The following is a 25,947-nucleotide window of genomic DNA, read 5'->3' as shown; positions in this document are numbered from 1 at the left end:
GACCTTCACGAACCTGCCCACCCAAGCCTCGAGCTCACGCCATCGCCTGCGCCTCGCGAAAGCCTTCCAGCACTGCGTCGTCCACTTCGCGCGGTGCCACGCAGTCGCCGATGCGGCGCACCGGCAGACCGCGCGCCTTCAGCTGGTGATAGAGCGAATCGTCGCTGGTGCGCAGCATCGACAGCACGACGGTGTCGGCGGCGAGCGTCTCGGCCGGCCCGCCCAGCGTACTGCGCAGGGTGGCCTGGCCGGGCTCGATGCGCTCGACCGATGTGCAGGCGCGCAGCGCGACGCCGGCCTGCACCACCCGCGGCATGAGCCATGGCCAGTCCAGCGTGGCCTCGAGCTTGCGGCCGAGCATGCCGTCGGCCGTGACCACCGTCACCTCGTGGCCCGCAGCTGACAGCAGCCGCGCCAGGCCCAGCGGCAGGTAGTCGCCGTTGTCGTCGACGATCAGGACGCGCCGGCCGCATCCGGACAGGTGCTCGAGCGCGCCGAGCGCGTCGATCACGTGCGGCAGTTCCGCGCCGGGGATGGCGTCGCGGTCGGTGCGGAACATCGAGAAGCCGCTGGTCTGCCATCGCGCGCCCGTGGCCACGATCACTTCGTCGGCAGCCCACGCCGCCACCGCATCGGCGGTCGCTTCGGTGTTCAGCACGATCTCGACGCCGCGCCGCCGCACCGAGGCTTCCAGGTCGTCGACCAGGAAGCGCCACGAGGCATAGTCCGGCAGCAGGCCGGCCTTGCGGATCTGCCCGCCGAGCCCGCCGCTGCGTTCCCACAGCGTGACCCGGTGCCCGCGCTGGGCCGCGGTGTCAGCGAACTTGAGCCCGCCGGGGCCGCCGCCGATCACCAGCACCTTCTTCGCCGAGGCGGCCGGCTTCGCCACCGCCACGCCGAACTGCAGCTCGCGCCCGGCCGCCGGGTTCACCGTGCAGCTCACGTTCTGCCCGAGCCTGCGCCAGCAGCCCTGGTTGGCGCCGACGCAGCGGCGCGTTTGGTCGGCGCGGCCCTCCCGCGCCTTGTTCACGATCTCGGGATCGGCAATGTGCGCGCGCACGAGTCCGACCAGGTCCGACTGGCCGCGCCGCACGATCGCGGCCGCCGTCCCGAGCTCGCGCACCGAACCCTGGATCAGCAGCGGGATGCGGCCCCCCAGCGCCTCGCGCACGCGCGCCGCATGGGCCGCGAGCGGCGCCGTCTCGCCGCTGGACTGCGGCGGCACCAGCCTGTGGTTCTGGTGGTAGTCGGTGTGCGACAGGCACACGTAGTCGAACCACCGCGCCTGCTCCAGCAGCTGGAGCACGCGGAGGGTCTCATCGGGCGTGGTCCCGGCGGTCCCGAGGTACTCGTCCAGGCTCAGCTTGATGCCGATGACGAAGTCGCTGCCGCAGCGCCGGCGCACCGCCTTGCCGATCTCCAGCGCCAGGCGCGCGCGCCGCTCGGTGTCGCCGCCCCAGGCGTCGTTGCGGCGGTTCCAGTAGGGCGACAGGAAGTTGCTCAGCAGGTAGCCGTGCGAGCCGTGGATCTCGACGCCGTCGCCGCCGCCCGCCTTGACGTTGGCGCAGGTGGCCGCGAAGCCTTCGATGACCTCGCGGATGTCTTCTTCCTCCATGGGCTTGGGAGTAGCCCGATGCACCGGCGAAGGGATCTGAGAAGGCGCCATGACCGCGCCCCACAGGCCGATGTCGTCGGTGCGCCGCGTGCCGCTCGCGCCCATGTGCGTGATCTGCACGAACACCGGCACGCCTTGCCGCCTGCTCGGCGCCACGAACGTTCGGACCGCATCGGCCCAGGCCGGCTCCCACGGCGACACACCGGCGCGCGCGCTGGCCGGGTGCACGTGGAAGCCGTGCGTGACGATCAAGCCCACGCCGCCGCGCGCGCGCTCGGCCAGGTAGGCGCCATACGCCGCCGGCGGCAGGCTTACCTGGTGCGCGGGCAGGTAGATCCGGTTGCGGGCCTGCACCTGCCCGATGCCGATGGGATTCCAGAGGGCGTCGAGCTCCTGCATCGTCACGCCTGGGTCAGGAGAAGCACATGCCGCCGTTCACGTCCAGGACGGCGCCGGTGGTGAAGCTTGCGCCGCGCGAGGCCAGGAAGGCGGCCGGCCAGCCGATCTCGTCCGGCTGGCCCAGGCGCTTCATCGGATACTGGTCCACCGTGAAGGGCTGGTTGGCCGAGACCAGCAGCGGCGTGAGGATCGGCCCCGGCGCGACGGCGTTGACCACCACGCCGGAAGCCGCGCCCTGGCGCGCGAAGTAGCGCACCAGCGCCGACAGGCCGCCCTTGGATGCCGCGTAGGCCGGCTCCACCGCCAGGGTCGAGCCCGCATTGCGCGCCGCCATCGAACTGGTCAGCACGATGCGGCCGCTGCCGCGCTTCATCATCGGGGGCAGCACGGTGCGCACCAGGTTGACCGGGCCCTTGATGTTGACGGCCATGGTGCGTTCGAAGAGCTCTTCCCACTCGTCGCCGCCGTCCAGCCAGTCGCCCTTGACGTAGTAGCCGCTGGTGTCGATCAGCGCGTCGATCTGGCCGATGTCCGCGACCAGCGCGTTGACGTCCTCGCGCTTCGTGTTGTCCAGCGCGGCGGCGCGGGCCTTCAGCTCGGTGGCCAGCTCGGTGGGGGCCTTCAGGTCGGCGATGACCAGCTCGGCGCCCAGTGCGGCGCACACGCGCGCGGTGGCGCCGCCGATGGCGCCGCCGGCGCCGGTGATCAGGATGCGCTCGCCGCGCAGGTCGAACAGGTTTTTCATGGGGAGTCTTTCGGGGAGAGAGAGAAAGGAGGAAGAAAAGAGAAAGCGCTATCCGGGCTCACCGTAGGCGCCGGATTCCAGCAGCGCGCGCGATCCCAGGTCGGCGCCGTTCCATCGCGTGAAGAAGCCGGCGGAGCTGCCGCCGTCCACGGTCATGACCGAGCCGGTCACGTAGCTGGCGGCGTCCGACAGCAGGAAGAGGGTGGGACCCGCCTGCTCGTCGGCACGGCAGAGGCGGCCCAGCGGGTTGCGGTCCACCATCGCGTAGCGCAGGTGGTCCGGCGGAATGTTGGCCTGCACCAGCGGCGTGTCGACGACGCCGGGCGCGACTGCGTTGACGCGCACGCCGAAGCGGCCCCATTCGATGGCCAGCGCGCGGGTCAGGCCGATCACGCCGTGCTTGGAGGCGCTGTAGTGCGCGCGTCCCGCGTGGCCGCCCAGACCGTCGATCGAGGCGATGGCCACGATCGCGCCGCGCTTGCGCTCCACCATGCGCTTGCCCACCGGCTGCACCGAGCGGAACATGCCGGTGAGGTTCACGTCCAGGCAGCGGGTCCAGATCTCGTCGGGCATCGCGTCGGCGGCCGAAGGCGGCGAGATGCCGGCGCAGGCCACCATGCCCTCGATGGCACCGAGCGTCCGCTCGACACGGGCGACAGCCGCCTCGCACGCCGCGGCATCGCGCACGTCCAGCGTCTCTGCCGCCGCCTCGGCGCCCAGTTCGCGCAATTCGCTGGCGACCTGTTCGGCCCGTTCGGCCACCGCATCGGCCACCGCTACCTTCGCGCCGCCGCGCGCGGCCTCGATGCCGATCGCGCGGCCGATGCCGCTGCCGCCGCCGGTGATGAAGATCACTCGGCCCCGCAGTCCGTAGTCCATCACGCCGCCTCCGCGAATTGCTTCCGGCCAATCGGGCCGGCCGGGACGCGACCCTGGGCCATCTGGCGGGCCGCGATGTAGCCGAAGGTCATGGCCGGGCCGATGCTGCTGCCGCCGCCGGGGTAGCGGCCGCGCATCATCGAGTTCATGTCCAGCCCCGCGGCGTAGAGGCCGGCAATGGGCTGCCGCTGCGCGCTGAGCACCTGGGCGCGGCCATCGGTGTCGAGCCCGCCCACCGTGCTCAGGTCGCCGGGGTAGAGCGCGACGGCGTAGTACGGGCCGCTGCCCACCGGGCCCACGCCGGGATTCGGTTGATGCGTCTGGTCGCCGCGGAACCGCGAGTGCGCATCCGCGCCCTTGCCGAACTCCGGGTCTTCGCCGCGCCGCGCCGCTTCGTCGAAGCGCTGCACCGTCGCCTCCAGCTGGGCCGCGTCGACGCCGATCTTCTTCGCCAGTTCCGCCAGCGTCGCGGCCTCCACAAGATGGCCGGCGTCGACGAAGGGCTGCGGGTTGAAAGGTTGCGGCCGCGCCAGGCCCATGCCGTAGGTGCGCACGAAATCGCGGTTGGCGATCAGGTGCGCCTGGGTGATGCCGCGCCGGTGCATGGTGCCCACGAAGGTCTGGTACGACGTGCCCTCGTTGACGAAGCGGCGGCCGTCCGGGCCCACCGCAATGCATCCCGGCATGGCGCGGTCGATGAAGATGTGCGGGTACTTGACGACGCTGCCGTCCGGCTTGCGCAGCAGCGACACCGGCGTCCAGATGCAGTCGCCCGCGTGCGCCGGGTCGTGCACCGCGCCGGCCGCCAGGCCCAGCCGGATGCCGTCGCCCACATTGCCTTCGGGCTGCAGCGAGTGGTGATGCTCGGCGAACGGGATGTATGCGGCGCGCATCTTCTCGTTGGCGCCGTAGCCGCCGGTCGCCAGCAGGACGCCGCGGCGCGCCTTGACGGTGATGCGCTCGCCGTCGCGCTGCACCACGACGCCGCGCACGGCGCCGTCCTCGACCAGCAGCTCCAGTGCGGGGGTGTTCTTCCACAGCGTCACGCCGGCCCGGATCGCCGAGTAGAAGAGCCGCGCCGCCAGCGCGTTGCCGTTCACGAGCCGGGTGCCGCGGCCGTGCCGCAGCTTGTCGGCGACGAAGCGGCGCATCACCTTGGCGGTGTGCCTGAAGCCGGCCCAGGTCTTCAGCGCATGGCGCATCGGATGGATGTCGGCACCCTCGACCTGCATGCTGCCGAACAGCATCAGCTGCGGCAGCGGCGTGCGCAGGTCGGCCAGCCGGTCGCCGAGCAGGCGGCCGTCGAACTCCGGCGTCAGCAGCGAGCGGCAGCGCGCGGCGCCGGGCAGATCGCTCTCGTAGTCGGGCAGCGGGAAGGGCTTGAAGCGCACCTCCGAATGGCGCTCCATGAATTCCAGCATGGCCGCGGCGTTGTCGAGGTAGCTCGCGACCAGGTCCTCGTCGAAGGCCTCGCCCAGCACGGCGTGCAGGTAGGTCTCGGCCGCTGCGCGGCTGTCGTCCAGGCCGATCTGCTTCATCACGTGGTTGCAGGGAATCCAGGGCGCGCCGCCGGAATAGGCGGTGGTGCCGCCGAACAGGCCGGTCTTTTCCGCCACCAGCGCCTCGAGGCCGAGTTGGCGTGCGGTGATGGCGGCCGTGAGGCCAGCGGCGCCGCTGCCGATGACCACGACGTCGGTTTCGATCATGGGAATGCCTTTTTGCGTAAGGCGCCCAATGTGACAGCGCCTCCCCCGGGCGTCTGTCCCCATGGCAAGGGACACGGCGCGCGGTACCACCGGCAGGGGACAGACGGTCCCGTCCCGGGGACGAATACTCTTCCCATGCCTTCCATCTCCAATGCCCTGCTGTGCGTGAGCGACCTCTCGGTCCGCTTCGGCGGCATCGTCGCGCTCGACGGCATTTCGTTCGGCGTGCGGCGCGGCGACATCTGCGGCGTGATCGGTCCCAACGGCGCCGGCAAGACGACGCTCTTCAATTGCCTGAGCCGCCTGTACACGCCCGCGACCGGCACGATCACCTTTGACGGCGCCGACCTGCTGGCGAAGCCGCAGCATGCGATCGCCGCCGCCGGCATCGGCAGGACCTTCCAGAACGTGGCGCTGTTCCCGGCCATGACGGTGCGCGAGAACGTGATGGTCGGCCGCCACTGCCGCACCGGCACCGGCTACCTGGCCAACGCGTTCCGCCTCCCCGCGGTGCGGCGTGAGGAGGCGGGGGTGCGCGAAAGCACCGACCGCCTGCTGGCCCTGCTGGACCTCGGCGAGGTGGCCGAGACGCCGGTCAAGCACCTGTCCTTCGGCACCCGCAAGCGGGTGGAGATGGCACGCGCGCTGGTGGCCGAGCCGAAGCTGCTGCTGCTGGACGAGCCGGCTGCCGGCCTGAACCACGAGGAAGTCGACGGGCTGCGCCAGCTGATCCTGGAGGTGCGCGACCGCTTCCAGGTCACCGTGCTCCTGGTGGAGCATCACCTCAACCTGGTGATGCGCGTGTCCGACCAGGTGGTGGCAATGAACTTCGGCCGCAAGATCGCCGACGGCCCGCCCGCGCAAGTGCAGGCGGACCCGGAGGTGGTGCGCGCCTACCTCGGAACGGAGACCGCCTGATGGCCGCCCTGCTGGAAGCGAAGAACGTCGAAGCCTTCTACGGCCCCACCCGCGTGCTCAAGGGCATCGGCTTCGAGGTGGCCGAAGGCGGCATTTCCACCATCCTCGGCGCGAACGGCGCCGGCAAGACCAGCACCCTGCGCGCGCTCAGCGGCCTGGTGCGGCGCACCGGCGAGATCCGCTTCGCGGGCCAGCGCATCGACGGCTACACCACCGAGAAGATCGCCGTGCTCGGCATCGCCCACGTGCCCGACGGCCGCGGCACGCTGGTCAACATGACGGTGGAGGAGAACCTGCTCGTCGGCGGCTACCTGCGCCGCAGCAAGCAGGAGGTGGCGCAGAGCATGGAACGCATGTTCGGCTACTTCCCGCGCCTGCGCGAGCGCCGCCGGCAGCAAGCCGGCACGCTCTCCGGCGGCGAGCAGCAGATGCTCGCCATCAGCCGGGCCCTGATGCAGCGGCCGAAGCTGCTGCTGATGGACGAGCCCTCGTTCGGCCTGGCGCCGCTGATCATCCGCGAGATCTTCGACATCATGCGCATGATCAACAAGCAGGAGGGCGTGAGCATCCTGCTGGTGGAGCAGAACGTGGCCCGGGCGCTCGACCTGGCCGACCACGCCTGGCTGCTGGAAACCGGCAGCACCGTGATGTCCGGCACCGCCGAGGCGCTGCGCGACGACGCGCAGATCCGCCGCTCCTACCTCGGTTTCTGATCAGGAAAGATCCATGTACAGCCTGCTGCAACAGCTCGCCTCGGGCATCGCCATGGGCGGCATCTACGCCTGCCTGGGGCTGGCGCTGGTGATGATCTACCAGTCCACCCACCACATCAATTTCGCGCAGGGCGAGATGGCGATGTTCTCCACCTTCGTTGCCTTCCTGCTGCTCAAGTGGGGCCTGCCTTACTGGGCTGCCGCGCTCGGCACGCTGGCCTTCGGCTTCGTGGCCGGCTTCGCCATCGAACGCCTCGTGCTGCGGCCGCTGGGCGACGTGCCCGAGCTGTCGGTGATCGTGGTCTTCATCGGCCTGTTCGTCGGCATCAACTCGCTGGCCGGCTGGATCTTCGGCCACCAGCTGGAACCCTTTCCCAGCCCGTTCCCTGACAAGGTGCCCGGCGGCACCACGCTGATCTCCGGCCACGAGCTGGGCACCGTCGCCGTGGTCCTCGTGGTCATGGGGCTGCTCTTCGCGTTCCTTCGCTTCACCAAGGTGGGCCTCGCGATGCGCGCCTCGGCGGAGAACCCGGTGTCCTCGCGCCTGGCCGGCATCCCGGTGTCGCTTATGCTTTCGCTGGGCTGGGGCCTGTCGGCCCTCATCGGCGCCGTCGCGGGGCTGATGGTGGCGCCGGTGGTCTTCCTGGAGCCCAACATGATGGGCGGCGTGCTGATCTATGCCTTCGCCGCGGCCCTGCTGGGCGGCATCGACAACCCCTGGGGCGCGGTGGCCGGCGGCCTGATCGTCGGCGTGATCGAGAACCTGGCGGGCACCTACGTGGTCGGCACCGAGCTCAAGCTCTCGCTGGCCCTGGTGCTGATCGTCGGCGTGCTGCTGATCCGGCCTTCCGGCATCTTCGGCCGCAAGCTGGTGGCGAGGGTCTGAGCATGTCGACATTGCCCGTTGCCCCCGAACCCATGGCCTTGAAAGCCGCGCCGGCCGCCGGCAGCGCGGGGCCGTCGTTGCGGCTGGCCGCTCTCGGCGCATTGGCGCTGGCAGCCCTGGCCGTGCCCTTCGTGCTGTCGGACTACCGCATCTTCCTCGTCACCATGACGCTGATCACCGCGATCGGCGTGCTGGGCCTGAACATGCTGGTGGGCTACAACGGCCAGCTGTCGCTGGGCCACGGCGCGCTCTATGCGCTGGGCGCCTACGTGACCGCGGTGCTGATGGAGCATGCCGGCTTCGCCTGGTGGGCCACGCTGCCGGTGTCAGCCGTCGTCTGCTTCGTCTTCGGCTTCCTGTTCGGCTGGCCGGCGCTGCGGCTCAAGGGCCACTACCTGGCGCTCGCCACCTTCGCGCTCGCGCTGGCCACGCCACAGCTGCTCAAGCACAAGGCCCTGGAGCCCTGGACCGGCGGCGTGCAGGGCATCACCCTGCTGAAGCCGGAGGCGCCCTTCGGGCTCGCGCTGTCGGCCGACCAGTGGCTCTACCTGGTGGTGCTGGCGATCGCGGCTTTCCTGTTCGTGTGCGCCTGGAACCTGCTGCGCGGCCGGCTGGGGCGGGCCACCATCGCGATCCGCGAGCAGCCGATCGCCGCGTCCGCGATGGGCATCAACGTGCCCTACGTCAAGGCGATGACCTTCGGCGTCAGCGCGCTCTACACCGGCGTGGCCGGCTCGCTGGGCGCGATCGCGACGGCCTTCGTCGCGCCGGACAGCTTCGGCATGTTCGTCTCGATCTTCTTCCTCGTGGGTGCCGTGGTCGGCGGGCTCGGAACGATCGCGGGGGCGCTGGTGGGCGCTGCCTTCATCCAGTTCATCCCCAACGTGGCCGACCAGATCTCGAAATCCGCGCCCTCGGCCATCTTTGCCGGCTTCCTGATCCTGTGCATGTTCCTGATGCCGCAGGGCTTCGTCGGCCTGGTGCGCGAGGGCCTGCGCCGCCTGCGCACCCGCGGCCAACGTCCCCGGCGAGGGGACTGACGGCGCAGCGCCTCTCAACGAAAGTCACAGCCATGCCCCGAGTCATCTACATCCATTCCAACGGCGAACGCGCCGAGGTCGAGGTCGCCAACGGCCAGAACCTGATGCTGGCCGCGACGGCCAACGACCTGAACGGCATCGTCGGCGATTGCGGCGGCGTGATGAGCTGCGCCACCTGCCACGTGATCGTGGACGACGCATTCATCTCGCTGCTGCCGCCGCCGGTCGACACCGAGCAGCAGATGCTGGACTACACCGCCGCGCCGCGCGAAGCGGGCAGCCGGCTGTGCTGCCAGATCGTCATGACCGATGCGCTCGACGGCATCGCCGTGCGCATCGCCGATCCACAACTGTAAGTACCCCACCTGGAGATTGCCCATGCAAGCCACTGCCACTCACACCGGGGCCAAGCCCAAGGCCGCGCTGACCCCGAACCCCGGCCTCACGCCGATGATGCTGAACCACGCGGCCTGGGTCACCCCGGACGCGGCCGCCACGACCGACTTCTACACCCGCATCATGGGCATGGAGCTGGCCAGCACGGTGCTCGACGACAGCGTGCCGTCCACCGGCGACGCGATCCCGTACTTCCACATCTTCTTCCGCATGGGCGACGGCTCCACGCTGGCCTTCTTCGAGGCCCCCGGCGTGCCCGGGCCGTCGAAGTCCAGCCACCCGGCCTACGACATCTTCAACCACATCGCGCTGCAGGCGAAGGACCGCGCCGAGGTGCTGCGCTGGCACGAGTGGCTCACCTCGCAGGGCGTGGAGGTGGTCGGGCCGACCGACCACAAGGGCCTGATCCTGTCGATCTACTTCCATGATCCGGCCGGCATCCGCCTGGAGATCACCACGCCGCTGGACAAGGAGTGGAACCGCCACACCGAGAAAGGCTATGCCGACCTGAAGCTGTGGGAAGACTGCAAGCAGAAGGCCAGGGCCGAGGGCCGCGACGTGCCGAAGGCGCTGCTCGAGCTGATCCACGACGTGCGCAAGCGCTACGAAGCCAAAGAGTCGGCATGACCCCGGTCGAGCTGCGCCCCCTGTTCACCATCAAGGCCGAGGTCGACGCGCCACCCCAGCTGGTGGGTGCCGTGCCGCAGGGCTACACGCGCCGCGTGATGTGCGTCGGCGGCGGCGAGTTCGAAGGCGAGCGCCTGCGCGGGCGGGTGCTGCCGGGCGGTGCCGACGTGGTGCTGGAGCGCCCCGATGGCGGCCTGCACCTGGACGTGCGCCTGGTGCTCGAGACCGATGCCGGTGAGCGGATCTACATGACCTACAGCGGCCGCCGCAACGGGCCGACGCCGGAGATCATGAAGAAGATCGTCAACCGCGAGCCCATCCCGCGCGGTACCGACTACTTCCGCGTGGCCGTGCAGTTCGAAACGGCCGCGCCCCGGCTCCTGTGGCTGAACGACAAGATCGCCATCGGCACCGGCACCCGCGAGCCCAACGGGCCCCGGTACGACATCTGGGAAGTGGCATGAAGCGCCTTGCCGGCCGCGCGGCCATCGTCACCGCCGCGGCCTCGGGCATCGGCCGCGCCATCGCGCTGCGGCTGCACGAGGAGGGCGCCCGGGTGCTGGCGGTCGACATCAACGCCGAGGGGCTGGCGGCGCTGCCGCGGTCGGAAACGATGCGCACCTTCGTCGCCGACGTCACCGGCGACGAAGCGCCGCAGGCCATCGTCGACGAGTGCCTGCGCCACTTCGGCGGCATTCGCGTGCTGGTCAACAACGCCGGGCTGGGCAACTGCCCGCCCTTCCACGAAACCACCGACGCCGACTACCGGAAGTTCGCCGACATCAACCAGAAGGCGACCTTCATGATCACCCGTGCCGCCTTCCCCGCGCTGCTCGCGTCGAAGGGCGTGGTGTTGAACATCGCGTCCACGCTCGGCGTCGTCGGCTACCGCAGGCAGGCCGTGTATTCGATGGCCAAGGCCGGCGTGATCGGCCTGACCCGCAACCTGGCCGCCGACTATGCCGACCAGGGCATTCGCGTCAACGCCATCGCGCCCGGCATCATCGCGACGCCGCAGACCGCGGGGCGGTTGAACACGGCGCGCTTCCAGGCCACCATCGTCGGCACCACGCCGATGGGGCGGCCCGGCACGCCCGAAGAGATCGCCGGTGCCGCCGCCTTCCTGTGCAGCGACGACGCCGGCTACGTCACCGGCCAGGTGCTGGCGGTGGACGGCGGGCAGAGTACCAGCGCCTACATCAGCGAGCCGCTGGTGCAGTGCTGGGCAGACGCCCACCCGGACCGCTGAATTCCAGGAGATTTTCCAATGCGCATTGCACTCGTCACCGGTGCCGCGGGCGGGCTGGGGCTGGCCAGCGCCCGCAAGCTGGCCGAAGACGGCCTGACCCTTGCCGTGGCCGACCTGCGCGCGGAGGCCGCCGAACGCGCAGCCGCCACGCTGCCCGGCAGCGGCCACATCGGCCTGGCCTGCAACGTGGCCGATGAAGGCAGCGTCCGCGCCGCGTTCGACACGGTGGAAAGGAAGCTGGGCCGCACCAGCGCGCTGGTGTGCTTCGCCGGCATCCTCAGCACCCAGCCGGCGCCGGGCCGGCTGCCCACGGTGGACATCACGCTGGAGGAGTGGGAAGGCGTGATGCGCGTGAACGCCGGCGGCACCTTCCTGTGCGTGCGCGAGATGCTGCGCCGCTGTGCCGGGTGCACCGTCGAGCATGGCCGCATCGTCACCGTCGCCTCGCTCGCCGGGCAGATGGGCGGCATGCAGAGCAGCAGAGCGGCGCCGCCTACAGCGCGTCGAAGGGCGCGGTGCTGGCCTTGTCGAAGGTGGTGGCGCGCGAGGCAGCCTCGCTGGGCATCACGGTCAACACCATCGCGCCGGGCCCGATCGACACGCCGATGCTGCACCAGACGGTGCCCGCCGACAGCGGCGGCGAGAAGTACCTGGGCACGGCGGCCGTGCCGCTGGGGCGCATCGGCCTGCCGGAGGAGATCGCGGCTGCGGTGTCGTACCTGGTGTCGCCCGGCGCCGGCTTCGTGACCGGCGCCACCCTCGACGTCAACGGCGGCATGCTGATGCGCTGAACAGGAACAGGAGAGCCACGAATGAACACGACCGCAGTTTGTCCCTTCCAGGCCGGCAGCAAGGATTTCAGGCCGTACTACACCCCCGAGCTGCACGCCGCATTCGAAGTGCAGCGCCGCGCGGAGCCGGTGTTCTGGTGCGAGGAGATCGGCTATTGGGTGCTCACCAGGCACAGCGACGTGTACGCGGTGCTCCACGACGGGGAGCGCTTCTCTTCGCAAAACACGACGCGGCCGGTGACGCCGATGCCTCCCGACGCCGAAGCCATCCTGCGCGAAGGCGGCTTCCTCAACCAGACCGGCAGCCACTCCAGCCTGGGCGGCGCGGTGCACAAGCGCATCCGCGGCGTGACCAGCCAGACGCTCAACCTGCGCGAGTTCGTCAAGCTCGAGCCGCACATCCGCCAGCTGGTGGGCGAGGCGATGGACCGCATCGACGGCAAGGACGAGATCGACCTGCTGGCCGAGGTCAATTACGAGCTGCCGGCCCACGTGGTGTTCAAGCTGATGGGCATCCCGGACGAGGACGTCCCCAGCGTCAAGAAATGGGCCGGCGCGCGCAGCGTGATCGACTTCAGCCCCGCAACGCACGACCAGCAGCTGGAGGGCGCGCGCAACATGGCGGCGTTCTGGCAGTACTGCGCGGCGCTGGTGGAGGACCGGCAGAAGAACCCCGGCGACGACTTCACCAGCCGGATGCTGGCCATCCGCAACGGCGACGACAGTGTGATCAGCATTCCCGAAATCATCACGCACACCTTCGGCGTCGCCTTCGCCGGCCACGAGACCACCACCAACCAGCTGACCAACACCTTCCGCTCGCTGCTGGAGAACCGCAGCCAGTGGGAGGCGCTGTGCGCCGATCCGTCGTTGGCCGCGAACACCGTGGAGGAGGGCATGCGCTATGCGGGGGCGGTGATCGGCTGGCGCCGCATCGCGCTGGAAGACGTGACGTTCCGAGGCGTGACGATTCCCAAGGGCGCGCCGATCATGCTGTCCTTGGCCTCCGCGAATCGCGACGAGGACGTGTTCCCCGAACCGCACACGTTCGACATCCGGCGTGCCAACGCGCGCAAGCAGCTGACCTTCGGCAACGGCGTTCACTTCTGCCTGGGCGCGCCGCTCGCGCGCCTGGAGATGAAGATCGTGTTCGAGGCGTTCGCCAGGCGCTTCCCGAAGATGCGCCTGGTGCAGCCGGACACGGCGACGCACCTGCACACCTTCGTGTTCCGCGCATCCGATGCGCTGCGGGTGACGCTGCGATGAGCGCCGCCCCGTCGCCCGGACACGCCCGTGTGTTCGAGGACAAGGTGGCCGTGGTCACCGGCGGCGCCAGCGGCGTCGGCCTGGCCCTGGCGCGGCAGCTGCTGGCTGCGGGCGCCAGGGTGGCGGTGGTGGACCGCGATGCCTCGTCGCTGGCGCGGGCGCTGGACGGGCTGGACGCCGGCCGCGTGCTGGCGCTGCAGGCCGACGTGGCGCTGGAATCCGACGTGCAACGCTATGCCGACGCCGTGGTGGCGCGCTGGGGCCGCATCGACCTGTTCCACAACAACGCCGCCATCGTCGGCCCGCAGTCTTCGCTGATGGACTTCCGCATGGCCGACTTCGACCGGATCTTCGCGGTCAACGTGCGCGGCGTGCTGCTGGGGATGCAGGCGGTGGGCAAGGTGATGCGGGCGCAGCAGGGCGGCGGCACGATCGTCAACACCGCGTCGGTGTCCGGCCAGCGCAGCAGCCGGGCCGAGGCCGGGCTGGGCGTCTACGGTGCGTCGAAGGCCGCGGTGATCCGCATGACGCAGCAGGCGGCGCTGGAATTCGCGCCGCACGGCATCCGCATCAACGCGATCTGCCCGGGGCCGATCGACACGCCCCTGCTGCGCAGCACCTTCCGCGTCGATGGGCGGACCGAGGAGCAGGCGGAGGCGGCGTTGAAGCAGCACTTCCTGAACCAGCCCCTGCACCGCGCGGCCACCGCGGACGAAGTGGCCAACCTGGCGTTCTGGCTGCTCGGCCCGCAGGCGAGCTTCATCACGGGCGGGGTCTACAACGTCGATGGCGGCATGACCGCCTGAGCTTGCTTCGCGAACGAATCGCCGCTCTCGACGAACGGCGACGCGCTCACTGAAGGGCGACGAAGTTGCCGCCCTTCACCTGCAGCAGCACCCCGCCATAGCTCGGGTTGCGCCCGGCGTCCACGCTCCACGTTCCATTGCCCAGCACCATGGGCACCTTGTTCAGTTTCGCGAGCTCGTCGCGGATCTTCGTCCGGTCCGGGTTCGGGCCGGCGTTCTTCACTGCCTGCACCGCCACCTGGCCGAGCGCGTAGCCCATGCCGGCCCAGTTGTCCGGCACGGCCTTGTACCTGGCCTGGTACCCCTTGACGAAAGCCTGGTTCATCGGCGACGGACTGTTGGGCGAGTAGTCGGAGACCACGTAGGTCCCTTCCACCGCCTTGCCGCCGGCCTTGACGAAGCCGAGCGAGCCCAGCGTCGAGGGGCCGATGAACTTGACCTTGGAATCCAGCCCGGCCTGGCGGATCTGCAGGATCAGGTTGGCCGTCACTTCGGCCGGCGCCGCGATGAAGATGGCGTCGGTCGGCGTGGCGGCGATCTTGGTCGCGAGCGCCAGGAAGTTGGATTCGGAGGAAACGAACTTCTCGTCGGCGACGATCTTCGTGCCCGCCTTGGTCAGGTAGTCGGCCAGCGCGGTCTTCTGCCCGACGTAGCCGTCGTTGCTCTGGTCGTGCAGCAGGACGATGCGATTGACGCCGAGCTTCTCCACCGCCAGCTTGCCCAGGTAGCCCATGATGTCCACCGGCGTGGCCTGGATCTTGAAGGCCCACGGCCCGGTGGCGATGATGGCGGGCGAGCTGCCGATGGCCAGGATCGGAACCTTCAGGTCGTTGGCGACGGGTGCGCCGGCCAGTGCTTCGCCGCTGATGGTCGGGCCCAGGATCAGCATCACGTTGTCGCGCTTCACGAACTGGTTGACCAGGTTGATGGTCTGGCCCTTGTCGCCGGCGGTGTCGCCTTCGAACACCTTGAACTTGTTGCCGCCGGGCAGGCCCTCGGCATTGGCCTCTTCCAGCGCCTGCTTCATGCCGTTCTGGATCGGCACGCCGCCGAAGGCGTAGGTGCCGGTCATGGCGTTGAACACGCCGACGGGGATCTCCTTGCCTTGCCCGAAGGCCAGGCCGGCGGTGGCGAGAAGGATCGCGCCGGCCACTGCGGTTCTGCGCTGCATGTGCATCTTCATGGTGTCTCCTGTTGTGCTTGAAAGGTGCTCGGCAGTGTGTGTGGCCGTATCCGGGGCGTCTGTCCCCATCTCAGGGGACGGCCGCGCCCTCGGCGCGAACCAGCGTCAGAGGAAGCGCGTCCAGCGTGCGCAGCGTGTTCACGGGGCGCCAGCGCGCCGGGCCCGCGGGCTCGATGCGCTCGACGCGGCGCAGCACCGCGCCGAGGATGCATTCGGCCTCGAGCCGGGAGATCATCTGCCCGATGCAGACGTGCGCGCCCACGCCGAAGGCGCGGTGCACGCCGGCCGTCTGGCGCGTCACGTCGAAGCGGTCGGGGTCCTGCCACTGGCGCGGGTCGCGGTTGGCAGCGCCCATGTGGTAGCCGACCTTGGTGTCGGCGCGCAGCCGCACGCCGCCCAGTTCCACCTCGCCGGTGGTGGTGCGGAACATCACCTGCGCGGGCGATTCCATCCGCAGCGCCTCTTCGAAGGCGCCCTTGAGGAGAGCGGGGTTCGCCTTCACCCGGGCCAGCTGGTCCGGGTGCTCCGAGAGCAGCTTCAGCGTCGAGCCGATGCCGGCGATCGTCGTGTCCACCCCGGCGCGGAAGAAGCTGCGCACGTGGAAGGGCGCGGTTCCCTTGTCGAAGTCGCCGGCGTCCTCGGCCTGGTAGATCTTCTCGCCGAAGCCGCCCGGCAGCATCTGTTCGCGCTGCAGCACCTGCTGGTACCAGTCCATGATCGGCGCGGCGCGTTCCAGCGCGCGGGCCATGCGCACGTTGTTCGGGCCGAGCTGGTTGAAGTTGAGTTCTCCCGTCAGCTTGATGCGCTCGGGCGGCACGTCGACGCCCAGCACCGAGGGGAAGACGTGGAGCACGTAGGCCTCTGCGATGTCGGCCACCCCGTCGACGCTGCCCTTGGCCACCACCTGGTCGGCCACTTCCTCGGCATGCCGGGCGAACTGCTCCTTCCAGGCCTTGACGACCAGCGGAGACAGGATCTTCTGCAGCGCGGCCCGCACCCGCGTGTGCTCCGGAGGGTCGATCTCGGAGATCGGGCTGCGGGCGCGCCAGGCGCCCGGCTTGCGGATGTCGCTCATGCCGACGCCGCCCTCGACGGAGAAGCGCGCGTAGTCGCTGGCGACGATCCCGGCCTCCTCGTGGCGCCCCACCGCGTAGTAGCCGTGCGGCGCGATGAAGACCGCGGGCCCGAGTTCGCGCATGCGCTCGAACAAGGGGTACGGGTTGGCGATGTTCTCGTCGGAGAACGGGTCCTCGTCGAGGACCGGCGCGTCGGGGGCGAGGAGGGCAGTCATTGGAAAACCTCCGCGCCATGCGCTGCGGTGCTAATCGACTTGGGAGCGGCGAGGCGTCTCATGACTTCAGTCCCCGCTCGGCAGCACGCGAACCGTCATGTCGCTGATGCGCCAGCCCATGTCGGTGCGGCGGAAGCGCACGTCGTACTTGCCGAACATGGCGATCTTGCCGGGTCCGTCGCGCCAGTCGGTGATCAGCGCCCGGGCATGGCCCATGGCGTCGTCCGCGTTGGCGCCCGGCACGACGTAGAAGTCGGTCATCTGGTGGTGCATGCGCTGCTTGAATTTCTTCTTCATGACCTCGTCCATCAGGCTCAGCAGCTTGTCGCGCCCCCGGATGGTCTCAGGGGGCAGTCCGCTGCCGCCTTGCGTGGCCGGCGGCGAATTGGCGCGCGTCCAGCTCGCGTCCTCCGTGAACAGCTGGGCGAAGTTGGGGTCGCCGGCATCGGCGAGATGGCCGTAGCGGGCGAAGACCGAACGGATCTCGAGCTCGTCTTCGACAGGCAGGTGGGGGAAGCGCATGGGTGTTCCTCGGTCTTCGCGCGCCTCGGCGGGCGGCGCCATGCCTGCAGTGTCAGGATGTGCCGCGGCGCCGTCTGTCCCCATGGCAGGGGACCCGCAAGCCGGCGCGGGGCCTCCACGCACGTCCGTACCACCCCAAGGGGACATACACCGGGCACCCGCGTTCCTATCCTGCCGGCATGCTGATGCAACAACTTCTCAACGGCGTGGTCGTCGGCAGTGTCTACGCCCTGTTCGCGCTCGGGTTCACACTGCTCTTCGGGGTGAACCACATCATGAACATGGCGCACGGCTCGGTGTTCATGTGGGGCGCCTTCGCCGGCCTGTACGCCGTCACCCTGCTGGACGCGCCGATCTACGTGGCGCTGCTGATCGGCATGCTGGCGGGCGGGCTGGTGTCGGTGGCGCTGGACGTGTTCGCCTTCCGGCCGCTGCGCCGGCGCAACGCGCCGGAGTTCTCGGCCATCGTCTCCTCGATAGGGGCCGACCTCGTCCTCCTGGCGATCGCGCAGAAGGTGTCCAACACCGCGGTCATGCGCTTCCCCTTCGATGCCTTTCCGGTGGTGGTCTACACCGTGTTCGGGCTGCGCATCCAGCTGCTGCAGGTGGTGATCGTCGGCCTGGTGGTGGCGATCGTGTTCGGCCTGGTCTGGTACCTGTACCGCACCACCTTCGGCCAGCGCATCCGCTGCGTCGCCTACTCGGAGCAGACCTCGCGCCTGCTGGGCATCAACCCGGGGCCGGTCAACATGCAGGTGTTCCTGATCTCGGGCGCGCTGGCCGGCATGGCGGGCGTGCTGATCGGCCTGGTCTTCAACTCGGTGCACTTCGCGATGGGCGAGCCGCTGCTGCTGCGCGCCTTCGTGATCATCATCCTGGGCGGGCTGGGCAGCATCCCGGGCGCGCTGGTCGCGGGGCTGGCCATCGGGATCGTGCAGACCCTCGCGGTGGCCTACGTCTCTTCGGGGGTGGCCGAAGCCATCGTGTTCATCGCCCTGTTCATCGTCATCCTGGTCAGGCCCACCGGCCTGTTCGGGCATCCCTCGGCCGCGATGCGGATCCAACGCGCATGATGAATTTCTTCTACACCTACCAGTCGCTGTTCGACCACATCCTGGTCTACGCGTTGCTGGCGATGAGCCAGTACGTGGTGCTGCGCGCCGGCGTGTTCTCGCTGGGCACCGCGGGCTTCGCCTCGCTGGGTGCCTACGGCTGCGCCTTGCTGATCACCAAGGCCGCCTGGCCGCCGTCCGCGGCGATCGTCGCCGGCACCCTGCTGGGCACCCTGGCCAGCGCCTTGCTGGCGTTCCCCTTGTCGCGGCTTCGCGGTGTGTTCCAGGCCGTGGCCACGCTGGCGCTGGTGCAGATCGTGCTGTCGGTCACGCAGAACTGGGCCAGCGTCACCAACGGCGCGCTGGGCGTCAACGGCATTCCCAAGGTGGCGGGCACCGGCGTGCTGCTGGCGGTGGTGGTGGTCGTGGTGCTGGGGCTGGTCGCCATGGGCCGCTACAGCGTGGGCCGGGCGATGGACGTGATCCGCGAAGACGAGACCGTGGCGGTGTCGCTGGGCATCTCGGTGCCGCACTACCACCGCATCGCGTTCATCCTGTCCGGGCTGCTGGCCGGCCTGGGGGGCGCGCTGCAGGCCACCAGCAGCTATGCCATCACGCCCGGCGAGTTCGGCTTCGGCATGCTGGTGGCGGCGCTGGCGATGGTGGTGCTGGGCGGCCGCACCACCGTGTGGGGCGCGCTGGTGGGCGCCGCCATCCTGACCACGCTGCCCGAACTGTTCCGCGTGTTCGCCGACTACCGCAACGTGGTGCAGGGCATCCTGCTGATGCTGGTGATCGTGTACCTGCCGCGCGGCGTGGCCGATACCGTGATCGCGATGCTGCGCGACCGCCGGCTGCGGCGCGCCGCAGGCGGCGCAACCGCAACCCCATCGGCCGCGTCTGGCAGTGCCGTCGCGACTTCGATCGGAGCGCACCCATGACCGCGACGCTGGTCCTCCAGGATGTGGCGCGCCATTTCGGCGGCGTGCCGGCCGTCGACAAGGTGAGCCTGCAGGTCCCGGCCGGGCAGATCACCGGCCTGATCGGGCCGAACGGCGCCGGCAAGACCACGGTGGTGAACCTGATCACCGGGCTGCTGCACCTCAGCGCGGGCAAGGTGCTGCTGGACGGCAGGGACGTCTCGCGCGAGGAAGCGCCCGAGCTGGCGCGTGCCGGCGTGGCCCGCACCTTCCAGAACATCCGCCTGGTGCCCGACGCCAGCGTGCTGGAGAACGTGGTGGCCGGCTTCCACCGACACGAAAAGGCCGGCCTCTGGGCCAACCTGCTGGGCCTGCCGTCCGCGCGCGCCGAGGCGAAAAGGATGAACGAGCAGGCGATGGCGCTGTTGGAGCGCTTCGGCATGGCGGCGCTCGCCGAGCACCGCGCCGGAGGCCTCTCCTACGGGCACCAGCGCCGCATCGAGATGATGCGGGCGCTGGCGACCGAGCCGAAGCTGCTGCTGCTCGACGAGCCCGTGGCCGGCATGAACGACGCCGAGGCCGAGAGCCTGGCCGGTATCTTCCGCAACGTGGCGGCCAGCGGCGTCGCCGTGCTGCTGATCGAGCACAACATGCGCTTCGTCATGTCCTTGTGCTCGCATCTTTATGTGCTGGCCTCGGGCCGGCTGATCGCCGAAGGCCTGCCGGAGGCGGTGGGCCGCGACCCGAAGGTCGTCGAAGCGTACCTGGGAGCCTGACGCATGCTGGACATCCGCAATCTCGACGTGCACTACCGCGGCATCCAGGCGCTGCGCGGGGTGGACCTGGCGGTGAAGAAGGGCGAGATCTTCGCGCTGATCGGCCCCAACGGGGCCGGCAAGTCGAGCCTGGTCAACGCGCTGTCGGGCATCGTGCCGTCGCACGGCGAGATCCTGTTCGAGGGCGAGCCGCTCGGCCGCCGCGCGGCCCACCTGCGCTCACGTGCCGGGATCATCCAGGTGCCCGAGGGCCGGCGCGTGATCGCGCCGCTGTCGGTGGCCGAGAACCTCGAACTGGGCCGCCAGGCGGCGGGCGTGCGCGGCAGCGACACGGCCGACCTCGATCGCGTGCACGCGCTGTTCCCGGTGCTGAAGGACCGGCGCAAGCAGCTGTCGGGGTCGCTGTCCGGCGGCCAGCAGCAGATGCTGGCGATCGGCCGTGCATTGATGGGCCGCCCCAAGGTGCTGATGCTGGACGAGCCCAGCCTCGGCCTTGCGCCCGTGATCATCAAGGACGTGTTCCGCGCGCTGGTGCAGCTCAACCGCGAAGGCATGACGATCCTGCTGGTGGAGCAGAACGCGCGCCTCGCGCTGCAGACGGCCCATCGTGCAGCGGTGCTGGAGCAGGGCCGCATCGTGCACCAGGGCGTGGCATCGGACCTGGCGAACGACCCGGTGATCGCCGACCACTACTTCGGCCGTGCGGGGCTGGTTGCGTGACGGGCATTCTGCATGGGGAGGCGTGAAGGAGACGTCATTGGAAGTACGCCCGGCATGCGGCGCGGGCTGCCTTGGGCTGTGTTGATGAAGTGCCGCACCTGGCAGTTGGCCGCGGCGCCGCAATGCCGGCTAGCGCCTACTCCGCCTTGATGTTCCGCTCGCGCACGACCCCGCGCCACTTCGCCGTCTCGGCCTGGATGTAGCTGGTGAACTGCTCGGGCGTACCGCCGACCGGATCGATGCCGGCTTCGTTGAGCTTGCGCTTCACTTCGGCCGGCGCGATCGCCTTCAGGTAGGCAGCATTGAGCGCGCGGATCACCGGCTCGGGGGTGCCTGCGCGAACGGTGAAGCCCTGCCAGCCTTCCACGTCGAAGCCCTTGATGCCCTGCTCGGCCACCGTGGGCACGTCGGGGTAGGCCGCGATGCGCTTCGAGCCGGCGGCGGCGATGGGGCGCAGCTTGCCGGACTCGATGTGCGGCCGGGCCGAGGCGCGGTCGAGGAACATCATGCCCACCTGGCCGCCCAGCAGGTCCTGCACCGCCGGGCCGCCGCCCTTGTACGTGATGGCCACGAGGTTCATGCCGGTCTGGCGGGCGAGCAACTCGGTCGCGAGGTGATGGGTGGTGCCCACGCTGGGCGAGGCATAGCTCAGCCCGGCCGGGGTGCGCGCCGCCAGCGCGATCAGTTCCTGCACGTTGTGCACCGGCAGCACGTTGGGGTTGACTACCAGCAGGAAGTCGAACTTGGCGGTCATGGTCACGGGCGCCAGGTCCTTCAGCGGGTCGTAGCTGAGCTTCTCGAACATGCTGGGGTTGACGGCGTAGGTCGTCATGTCGCCGAGCAGGAAGGTGTGGCCGTCGGCCGGCAGCTGCTTGGCCACGGCGGTGGCGCCGATGATGCCGGAGGCGCCGGGGCGGTTCTCGACGATGACCGGCTGGCCCAGCGTCTCGCCCATGCCGGGTGCGACCAGGCGCGCGAAGAAGTCGGTGCCGCCGCCGGCCGGGTAGGGGACGATCAGCCGGATCGGCTGGCTCGGCCAGGCCGGCTGGGCGAAGGCCGCGGGCGCCAGCGTGGCGGCGGCGGCCAGGGAGAGGAGGGTGCGTCGAAGCATGGTGAATGTCTCCTTGCTCATACCGTGATGTCTCGTTGAAGGATCCGGGTCAGCGCGGCAGCGAGTGTGGCCTGCGCCTTGTCGCTGCGCCCCATCGAGCGCCAGCCCACGTGCTGGTCGGGCCGCACGAGCACCGCGCCGTCGGCGGACACGCCGCGCAGGTGGCGCCAGTTGCGGTCCGCATCGCGCACCGCGGAGGCGTCCGAGATCTCGATCACTTCGATCGGGACGCCGCTGCTGCGCGCCACGGCCACCGCGGCCTCGGCCCAGCCCGAAGCCTCGCGGCCGGTGAGCAGCACGAAGCGGTCCGGCTTGACCAGGTCGAGCGTGGAAAGCCTCCGGCCATCACGCTCGAGCCACGCATGCGGCAGGCGATGCCCCGGCCGCGTGGTCGGCACGTAGCTCTGGCCCAGCGGGTCGCGCTCCGGGGCCGGCGTGCCGTCGGGCATTACCGCGCCGATGTCGTAGTGGTAGCCGAGCTCGATGTCGTGCGCCTGCCATTCCATGCGCTGCACGTCCATGATCTGCGCGAGCCGCGCGCGGCGCGTGCGGCCTTCCTGGTTGTCGGCGAAGTAGCGGCGGAAGTTGGCCTGGCTCAGCTCGGCGTTGCCACGGACCAGCCCGATCCCGGCGTCGGTCAGCTGGTGGTTCTGGAAGGTCATCAGCGCCCACTGGATGTTGGCGGCCGCCACCGGCCGGCGCTCGGCCTCGTAGCTGTCGAGCAGGCTGTCGTGGGCGTGGCCCTTCAGCACCGCGGCGAGCTTCCATGCCAGGTTGTGCGCGTCCTGGATCGCGGAGTTCAGGCCGAGGCCGGTGGTGGGCGGGTGGCGGTGCGCGGCATCGCCGGCCAGCAGCACGCGGCCCCAGCGGTAGCGATCGACCAGCACGCCTTCGACCGTCCAGTGGCCGATGCCGATGATGTCCGGCGCCAGGTCGGGGATCTTCAGCAGCTCGCGCATGCGCGGCAGGAGCGACGCCTCCTCGAAGCGCGAGGGATCGTCGGGGCGGAAGCTGAAGTGGAACATCCACTCCTCGGAGTGCCGGCCGAACTTGGTGGGGCCGAGCTGCCCCAGCACGCCGCTGGCCCACGACCCCCCTTCGGGGTTCACGAACCAGGTCGTCATCGCGTAGTCGTCGTCCCAGTACTGCGACAGGTCGGCGCGGAAGTACACGGTGACCATGTGCGCCAGGTCCGTGGCGCCGGTCATCACGGCGCCGACCGCGGGCCCCACGGCCTTGCCGCCGTCGGCGCCGACCAGGTACCTGGCGCGCACGCGGATGTCCTGCTCGGTGGCGCGGTCGCGCACGATCGCCGTGACGCCGTCTTCATCCTGCTCGAAGGACTGCAGCGGGTGGTTGTAGAGCACCTGCGCCTGGTCTTGCGCCGAAGCGATCTCGCGCAGCAGCGGCTCCATGCGCACCTGCGGGAACAGCGTCGACTCGCAGGGGCTGTCCCTGGCGTAGTGCTGCGCCAGCGAACCGCCGCCGAAGGACTCGATGCGGTAGAAGGTGCGCCGGTCGAGCTCGCCGTCGCCGGCGAGCGTGGTGCACCAGCGGATGTGCGAGATGTGCTTGAGCGGCATCGAGCGCTCGTAGACGCGGTCGGCGACATCGAACTGCCGCAGCAGCTCCATCGTGCGCTGGCTGACGTAGCGTGCCTTGGGCAGGCGGCCGGGTGCGGGATGGCGCTCGACCAGCAGGCTGCGGATGCCCTGGCGCGACAGGAACAGCGAGGAGGCGAGGCCGCAGCCGCCGCCGCCCACGATCAGGACGGGGACTTCGATTTCTTTCAAGGTTGCTCTTTCCGTGGGCAGGGGTGGGTCGTGATGCGCGTGAACAGTGCGCGGTGGCTTTGCGCCATCGATGCGCCGAGCTCGCCGCGCTGGTGCTCGAGTGCCTCGGCGAGCTCGCGCCAGTCGGCAGGCGACAGGAAGTCCACCGCTACCGGCAGCACGTAGCTTTCCTCGACCTCCATGTGGCCGAGGTAGGTGTCGGCGTGCGTTTTCAGCAGCAGCTCGAAGGATTCGCGGTGGACCTCGCCCATCACCTCCCAGGCGGTCAGGGCGTGCCCCAGCTCGCGCACGGCGGATTCGCCGCGCTCGTGTTCGGCTTCCAGGCGGTCCAGCACCGGGCGCAGCGCGGGGCAGCGCTCGCGGATGCGCGGGAACAGCAGCTCGCTCTCGCTGGCGTGGTGCACGCGCGCCGGCATCTCGTCCAGGTAGAACAGCATCGCGCGCAGGTCGCCGAAGTCGGGTGCGCGGCCGGACCGGCCGGCGCGCTCCACAGCGGCGCAGAGCGCGCGCAGCACCGTGGCGAGCGCCTGGTGGTCCTCGACGATCAGCTGGATCGCAGGCGGCTGCATGGATGGCTTCGGCGGCACGTTGGCATACCCACATTGACGCACGGCCGCGCTTCCGGGTCAGTCCCGCTCCGGGGGACGCCGACGGCCGGGCGCCGGCCGTGGATGCGCCAAGCTCAGTGCAGCGCGGTGGAGGCTGCGGCCTGGAAGCGCTCGGCGCTCCAGCGGCTCCAATGGGCCAGGTACCACGTCAGCAGCTCGCGCTCGCTGCCGATGACCAGGCGCTGGTAGGCGCGCTTGCGGTAGGTCTTGACGGTTTCCTCGCTCACGGCCAGGTCCAGCGCAATGCCCACCGAGGACAGGCCGTGGAGGATGCGGGCGCAGACCTCGGCCTCGCGCCGCGGCAGGGGGCTGGTGGCCACGATGCAGTTCTCGATCTCGGGCAGCGAGGTCAGGGCCTGCGCCACGTTCGGGCGGCTCTGGCAAACGTCGGCGTGCTTGGCCAGCATGGCCACCAGCAGATCGGCTGCCAGGCCCAGCTTCTCGATGGCGTCGTGGGCAAACGGCGTGTGCGAGTCTGCGCGCAGCACGCTCAGGCCGAAGGCGCCATTGGCACTGCGGCCGCACAGCAGGATGCGGTCGCGCACGTGCGGATACACGCGCGGGCGCAGGTCGTCGTAGCCGTGGTCGCTGAAGTCGACGTGGATGATCGCCGCCCCGGCTCCTTCGACACAGCGCTGCGCCTCCGTCATCGCCGGGTCGTGCTTCCACAGGCCCTGCTTGACGTAGCTCTCGACGCGGTCACGGGCGGTGTGCTCCGGCTGCACGCAGCAGGCCGCCACTTCGCGCAGCTCGTCCCGCCCGAGGCGGAAGGCCGCGAAGTGATCCGCGCCGCACAACGAATGCAGGTAGCTCGCCAGCGCCGGGCCGAAGCGGTCGTTGCCCATGCCGTCGACCAGGCGGGCGAGGGCGGCGGAGGTCTCGAAGCCGTGACCGGCGGCGGGCCGGTCCTGAACCATCAACGTCATCATGGGTTGTCTCCTGGTACTGGCATGCGCTGTGCGCTGGAGGCCGCGGACTTCTACGTTCCTCGGCAGATTACAAGATACGTAATCAGATTACGCTGTTCGAAATCTCGACTGTTTGAGGGGAAACCCGGTCATGCAGCCGTTCAGGCCCAGCCCATGCGGCGCGAAACCTCCTCCGCGCGCGCCATCAGCGTGGTGGCGATGCGGCCATCCAGACGGGTGTCGATGAGGCCTGCCGAGCCCATCACGGTGATCACGCCGGCGATCGCGCCGGTGTGGTCGAAGATCGGTGCCGAGACGCCATGCAGGCCGGGATTGAGGTCGCCCTCGATCCGCGCGAGCTTATGCCGGCGCACCCTCTCGAACAGCGCGTCCACGTCCGCCTGGGTCATCTTGAGGGCGGCCTGGCTGGGTGTGGCGCCGGGGTGCTGGAAGCCCGCCATTTCCCGCTGGATGAGGGCGGCGGTCACCGACGCGGGCAGGTACGCGCCGAACACCCGCCCGGTGGATGAAGTGAGCATCGGCATGACGGAGCCGGGCCGGCCGCTGATGATCAGCGCGTCGTTCGTTTCCTCGAAGCGCACGAAGGTCGGGCCGGCCGCGCCCCAGACGGCCAGGCCCGCGGTGAAGCCGAGTTCGTCGCGCAGTTCGCCCAGCGTGGGCGATGCCACCTGCACGACGTTCAACCGCCGCAGCGCCGCCAGCCCCAGCCGAACGGCCAGCGGACCCAGCCGGTAGCCGCCGCTCGCGGCGTCGCGTTCGGCCAGGCCGCCGCGGCAGAAGCTCACCAGGTAGCGATGGGCCTTGGGCGGCTGCATTTCGGCGCGCTCCGCCACGGTCTTCAGCATCAGCGGGGCGCCGCTGTCGATCAGCGCCGACAGCACGCGCACCGCGGTGTCGACGGCCTGCACGCCGCCGGCGTCCTCGTCGCCCGCGGCGCTGCCGTTGCCGGGCAGGTCTTCAGTCGTGGGTGTGGACAGGGTCATCCGCGTCAGCCTAGCATGGGCAT

Annotated in this window: 27 protein-coding genes and 1 pseudogene; 16 read left to right on the top strand and 12 right to left on the bottom strand. The window is 70.0% G+C overall.

What is annotated here, in order from left to right:
* Positions 1-34: 34 nt before the first annotated feature.
* The 4 genes from E5CHR_RS26150 to E5CHR_RS26135 are packed head-to-tail and all read right to left on the bottom strand — an operon-like array spanning position 35 to position 5,344.
* Complete coding sequence (locus tag E5CHR_RS26150; protein WP_162582558.1) at positions 35-2,014, bottom strand: oxidoreductase; 1,980 nt, start codon at positions 2,012-2,014, stop codon at positions 35-37.
* 13 nt (positions 2,015-2,027) lie between these two features.
* Positions 2,028-2,759: an SDR family NAD(P)-dependent oxidoreductase gene (locus E5CHR_RS26145; protein ID WP_162582556.1), complete on the bottom strand. Its 732-nt coding sequence runs from the start codon at positions 2,757-2,759 to the stop codon at positions 2,028-2,030.
* 48 nt (positions 2,760-2,807) lie between these two features.
* Complete coding sequence (locus E5CHR_RS26140) at positions 2,808-3,638, bottom strand: SDR family NAD(P)-dependent oxidoreductase (protein ID WP_197893876.1); 831 nt, start codon at positions 3,636-3,638, stop codon at positions 2,808-2,810.
* The gene (locus tag E5CHR_RS26135) at positions 3,638-5,344 is read right to left on the bottom strand and encodes an FAD-binding protein (protein WP_162582552.1); all 1,707 of its coding nucleotides are present in this window, start codon (positions 5,342-5,344) and stop codon (positions 3,638-3,640) included. The genes E5CHR_RS26140 and E5CHR_RS26135 overlap by 1 nt, the downstream gene beginning before the upstream one ends.
* Positions 5,345-5,479: 135 nt before the next feature.
* On the opposite strand from E5CHR_RS26135, the gene E5CHR_RS26130 reads away from it, so the two are divergent.
* From E5CHR_RS26130 to E5CHR_RS26075, 12 genes and pseudogenes are all read left to right on the top strand, one after another.
* Positions 5,480-6,262, top strand: a complete 783-nt coding sequence (locus E5CHR_RS26130; protein WP_162582550.1) for an ABC transporter ATP-binding protein — start codon at positions 5,480-5,482, stop codon at positions 6,260-6,262.
* Positions 6,262-6,975, top strand: a complete 714-nt coding sequence (locus E5CHR_RS26125) for an ABC transporter ATP-binding protein (RefSeq protein ID WP_162582548.1) — start codon at positions 6,262-6,264, stop codon at positions 6,973-6,975. Before E5CHR_RS26130 ends, E5CHR_RS26125 begins: the two co-directional genes overlap by 1 nt.
* 13 nt (positions 6,976-6,988) lie before the next feature.
* Positions 6,989-7,861, top strand: a complete 873-nt coding sequence (locus tag E5CHR_RS26120) for a branched-chain amino acid ABC transporter permease (protein WP_162582546.1) — start codon at positions 6,989-6,991, stop codon at positions 7,859-7,861.
* A 2-nt stretch (positions 7,862-7,863) separates the two neighbouring features.
* Complete coding sequence (locus tag E5CHR_RS26115) at positions 7,864-8,901, top strand: branched-chain amino acid ABC transporter permease (RefSeq protein WP_232062197.1); 1,038 nt, start codon at positions 7,864-7,866, stop codon at positions 8,899-8,901.
* A gap of 32 nt (positions 8,902-8,933) precedes the next feature.
* A complete protein-coding gene (locus E5CHR_RS26110) occupies positions 8,934-9,257 on the top strand; it encodes a 2Fe-2S iron-sulfur cluster-binding protein (protein ID WP_162582544.1) in 324 nt (107 codons plus the stop codon).
* Positions 9,258-9,279: 22 nt separating this feature from the next.
* Positions 9,280-9,924 (top strand): VOC family protein, encoded by a 645-nt coding sequence (locus E5CHR_RS26105; protein WP_232062196.1) that lies wholly within the window; start codon positions 9,280-9,282, stop codon positions 9,922-9,924.
* Positions 9,921-10,388 carry a DUF3237 domain-containing protein gene (locus tag E5CHR_RS26100; protein ID WP_162582542.1) on the top strand — a complete coding sequence of 156 codons (468 nt, stop codon included), beginning with the start codon at positions 9,921-9,923 and terminating at the stop codon, positions 10,386-10,388. The genes E5CHR_RS26105 and E5CHR_RS26100 overlap by 4 nt, the downstream gene beginning before the upstream one ends.
* Positions 10,385-11,173, top strand: a complete 789-nt coding sequence (locus E5CHR_RS26095; RefSeq protein WP_162582540.1) for an SDR family NAD(P)-dependent oxidoreductase — start codon at positions 10,385-10,387, stop codon at positions 11,171-11,173. Before E5CHR_RS26100 ends, E5CHR_RS26095 begins: the two co-directional genes overlap by 4 nt.
* Positions 11,174-11,191: 18 nt before the next feature.
* Positions 11,192-11,590: pseudogene (locus E5CHR_RS32160) on the top strand (SDR family NAD(P)-dependent oxidoreductase); the annotation flags it as partial.
* Positions 11,506-11,964 (top strand): SDR family oxidoreductase, encoded by a 459-nt coding sequence (locus tag E5CHR_RS26085; protein ID WP_443083098.1) that lies wholly within the window; start codon positions 11,506-11,508, stop codon positions 11,962-11,964. The pseudogene E5CHR_RS32160 and the gene E5CHR_RS26085, both read left to right, overlap by 85 nt.
* A 21-nt stretch (positions 11,965-11,985) precedes the next feature.
* On the top strand, positions 11,986-13,230 hold the full coding sequence (locus tag E5CHR_RS26080) for a cytochrome P450 (protein ID WP_162582538.1): 1,245 nt from the start codon (positions 11,986-11,988) through the stop codon (positions 13,228-13,230).
* Positions 13,227-14,036, top strand: a complete 810-nt coding sequence (locus tag E5CHR_RS26075) for an SDR family NAD(P)-dependent oxidoreductase (protein ID WP_162582536.1) — start codon at positions 13,227-13,229, stop codon at positions 14,034-14,036. The genes E5CHR_RS26080 and E5CHR_RS26075 overlap by 4 nt, the downstream gene beginning before the upstream one ends.
* Positions 14,037-14,082: 46 nt before the next feature.
* On the opposite strand, the gene E5CHR_RS26070 is transcribed toward E5CHR_RS26075, so the two are convergent.
* The 3 genes from E5CHR_RS26070 to E5CHR_RS26060 all read right to left on the bottom strand — a co-directional run bounded on the left by E5CHR_RS26070 (position 14,083) and on the right by E5CHR_RS26060 (position 17,032).
* Positions 14,083-15,219 carry an ABC transporter substrate-binding protein gene (locus E5CHR_RS26070; RefSeq protein ID WP_162582534.1) on the bottom strand — a complete coding sequence of 379 codons (1,137 nt, stop codon included), beginning with the start codon at positions 15,217-15,219 and terminating at the stop codon, positions 14,083-14,085.
* Between the two features lie 70 nt (positions 15,220-15,289).
* Positions 15,290-16,510, bottom strand: a complete 1,221-nt coding sequence (locus E5CHR_RS26065) for a cytochrome P450 (protein WP_162582532.1) — start codon at positions 16,508-16,510, stop codon at positions 15,290-15,292.
* A 66-nt stretch (positions 16,511-16,576) separates the two neighbouring features.
* Entirely contained in the window at positions 16,577-17,032 is a 456-nt protein-coding gene (locus tag E5CHR_RS26060) for a nuclear transport factor 2 family protein (RefSeq protein WP_162582530.1), read from the bottom strand.
* A 185-nt stretch (positions 17,033-17,217) separates the two neighbouring features.
* On the opposite strand from E5CHR_RS26060, the gene E5CHR_RS26055 reads away from it, so the two are divergent.
* From E5CHR_RS26055 to E5CHR_RS26040, 4 genes are read left to right on the top strand one after another with little or no spacing between them, the layout of a single operon-like run.
* Positions 17,218-18,105 (top strand): branched-chain amino acid ABC transporter permease, encoded by an 888-nt coding sequence (locus tag E5CHR_RS26055; protein WP_232062195.1) that lies wholly within the window; start codon positions 17,218-17,220, stop codon positions 18,103-18,105.
* Positions 18,102-19,025, top strand: a complete 924-nt coding sequence (locus tag E5CHR_RS26050; RefSeq protein ID WP_162582525.1) for a branched-chain amino acid ABC transporter permease — start codon at positions 18,102-18,104, stop codon at positions 19,023-19,025. Before E5CHR_RS26055 ends, E5CHR_RS26050 begins: the two co-directional genes overlap by 4 nt.
* The gene (locus E5CHR_RS26045; protein WP_162582523.1) at positions 19,022-19,780 is read left to right on the top strand and encodes an ABC transporter ATP-binding protein; all 759 of its coding nucleotides are present in this window, start codon (positions 19,022-19,024) and stop codon (positions 19,778-19,780) included. The genes E5CHR_RS26050 and E5CHR_RS26045 overlap by 4 nt, the downstream gene beginning before the upstream one ends.
* Before the next feature lie 3 nt (positions 19,781-19,783).
* On the top strand, positions 19,784-20,500 hold the full coding sequence (locus E5CHR_RS26040; protein WP_162582521.1) for an ABC transporter ATP-binding protein: 717 nt from the start codon (positions 19,784-19,786) through the stop codon (positions 20,498-20,500).
* A gap of 136 nt (positions 20,501-20,636) precedes the next feature.
* On the opposite strand, the gene E5CHR_RS26035 is transcribed toward E5CHR_RS26040, so the two are convergent.
* The 5 genes from E5CHR_RS26035 to E5CHR_RS26015 form a co-directional block, all read right to left on the bottom strand.
* Complete coding sequence (locus tag E5CHR_RS26035; RefSeq protein WP_162582519.1) at positions 20,637-21,611, bottom strand: Bug family tripartite tricarboxylate transporter substrate binding protein; 975 nt, start codon at positions 21,609-21,611, stop codon at positions 20,637-20,639.
* Positions 21,612-21,628: 17 nt separating this feature from the next.
* On the bottom strand, positions 21,629-23,404 hold the full coding sequence (locus E5CHR_RS26030; RefSeq protein WP_162582517.1) for an FAD-dependent monooxygenase: 1,776 nt from the start codon (positions 23,402-23,404) through the stop codon (positions 21,629-21,631).
* Positions 23,401-23,973, bottom strand: coding sequence for a hemerythrin domain-containing protein (locus E5CHR_RS26025; protein ID WP_162582515.1), 573 nt, complete (start codon positions 23,971-23,973; stop codon positions 23,401-23,403). The genes E5CHR_RS26030 and E5CHR_RS26025 overlap by 4 nt, the downstream gene beginning before the upstream one ends.
* Before the next feature lie 113 nt (positions 23,974-24,086).
* Complete coding sequence (locus tag E5CHR_RS26020) at positions 24,087-24,941, bottom strand: response regulator transcription factor (RefSeq protein ID WP_162582513.1); 855 nt, start codon at positions 24,939-24,941, stop codon at positions 24,087-24,089.
* Between the two features lie 140 nt (positions 24,942-25,081).
* Positions 25,082-25,924, bottom strand: coding sequence for an IclR family transcriptional regulator (locus E5CHR_RS26015; protein ID WP_162582511.1), 843 nt, complete (start codon positions 25,922-25,924; stop codon positions 25,082-25,084).
* Positions 25,925-25,947 lie beyond the last annotated feature (23 nt).

This window comes from Variovorax sp. PBS-H4 (genome assembly GCF_901827205.1).
Lineage (GTDB): Bacteria > Pseudomonadota > Gammaproteobacteria > Burkholderiales > Burkholderiaceae_C > Variovorax.
The sequence above is the reverse complement of the archived record's forward strand: the minus strand, read 5'-3'. Positions and strand labels throughout refer to the sequence as shown.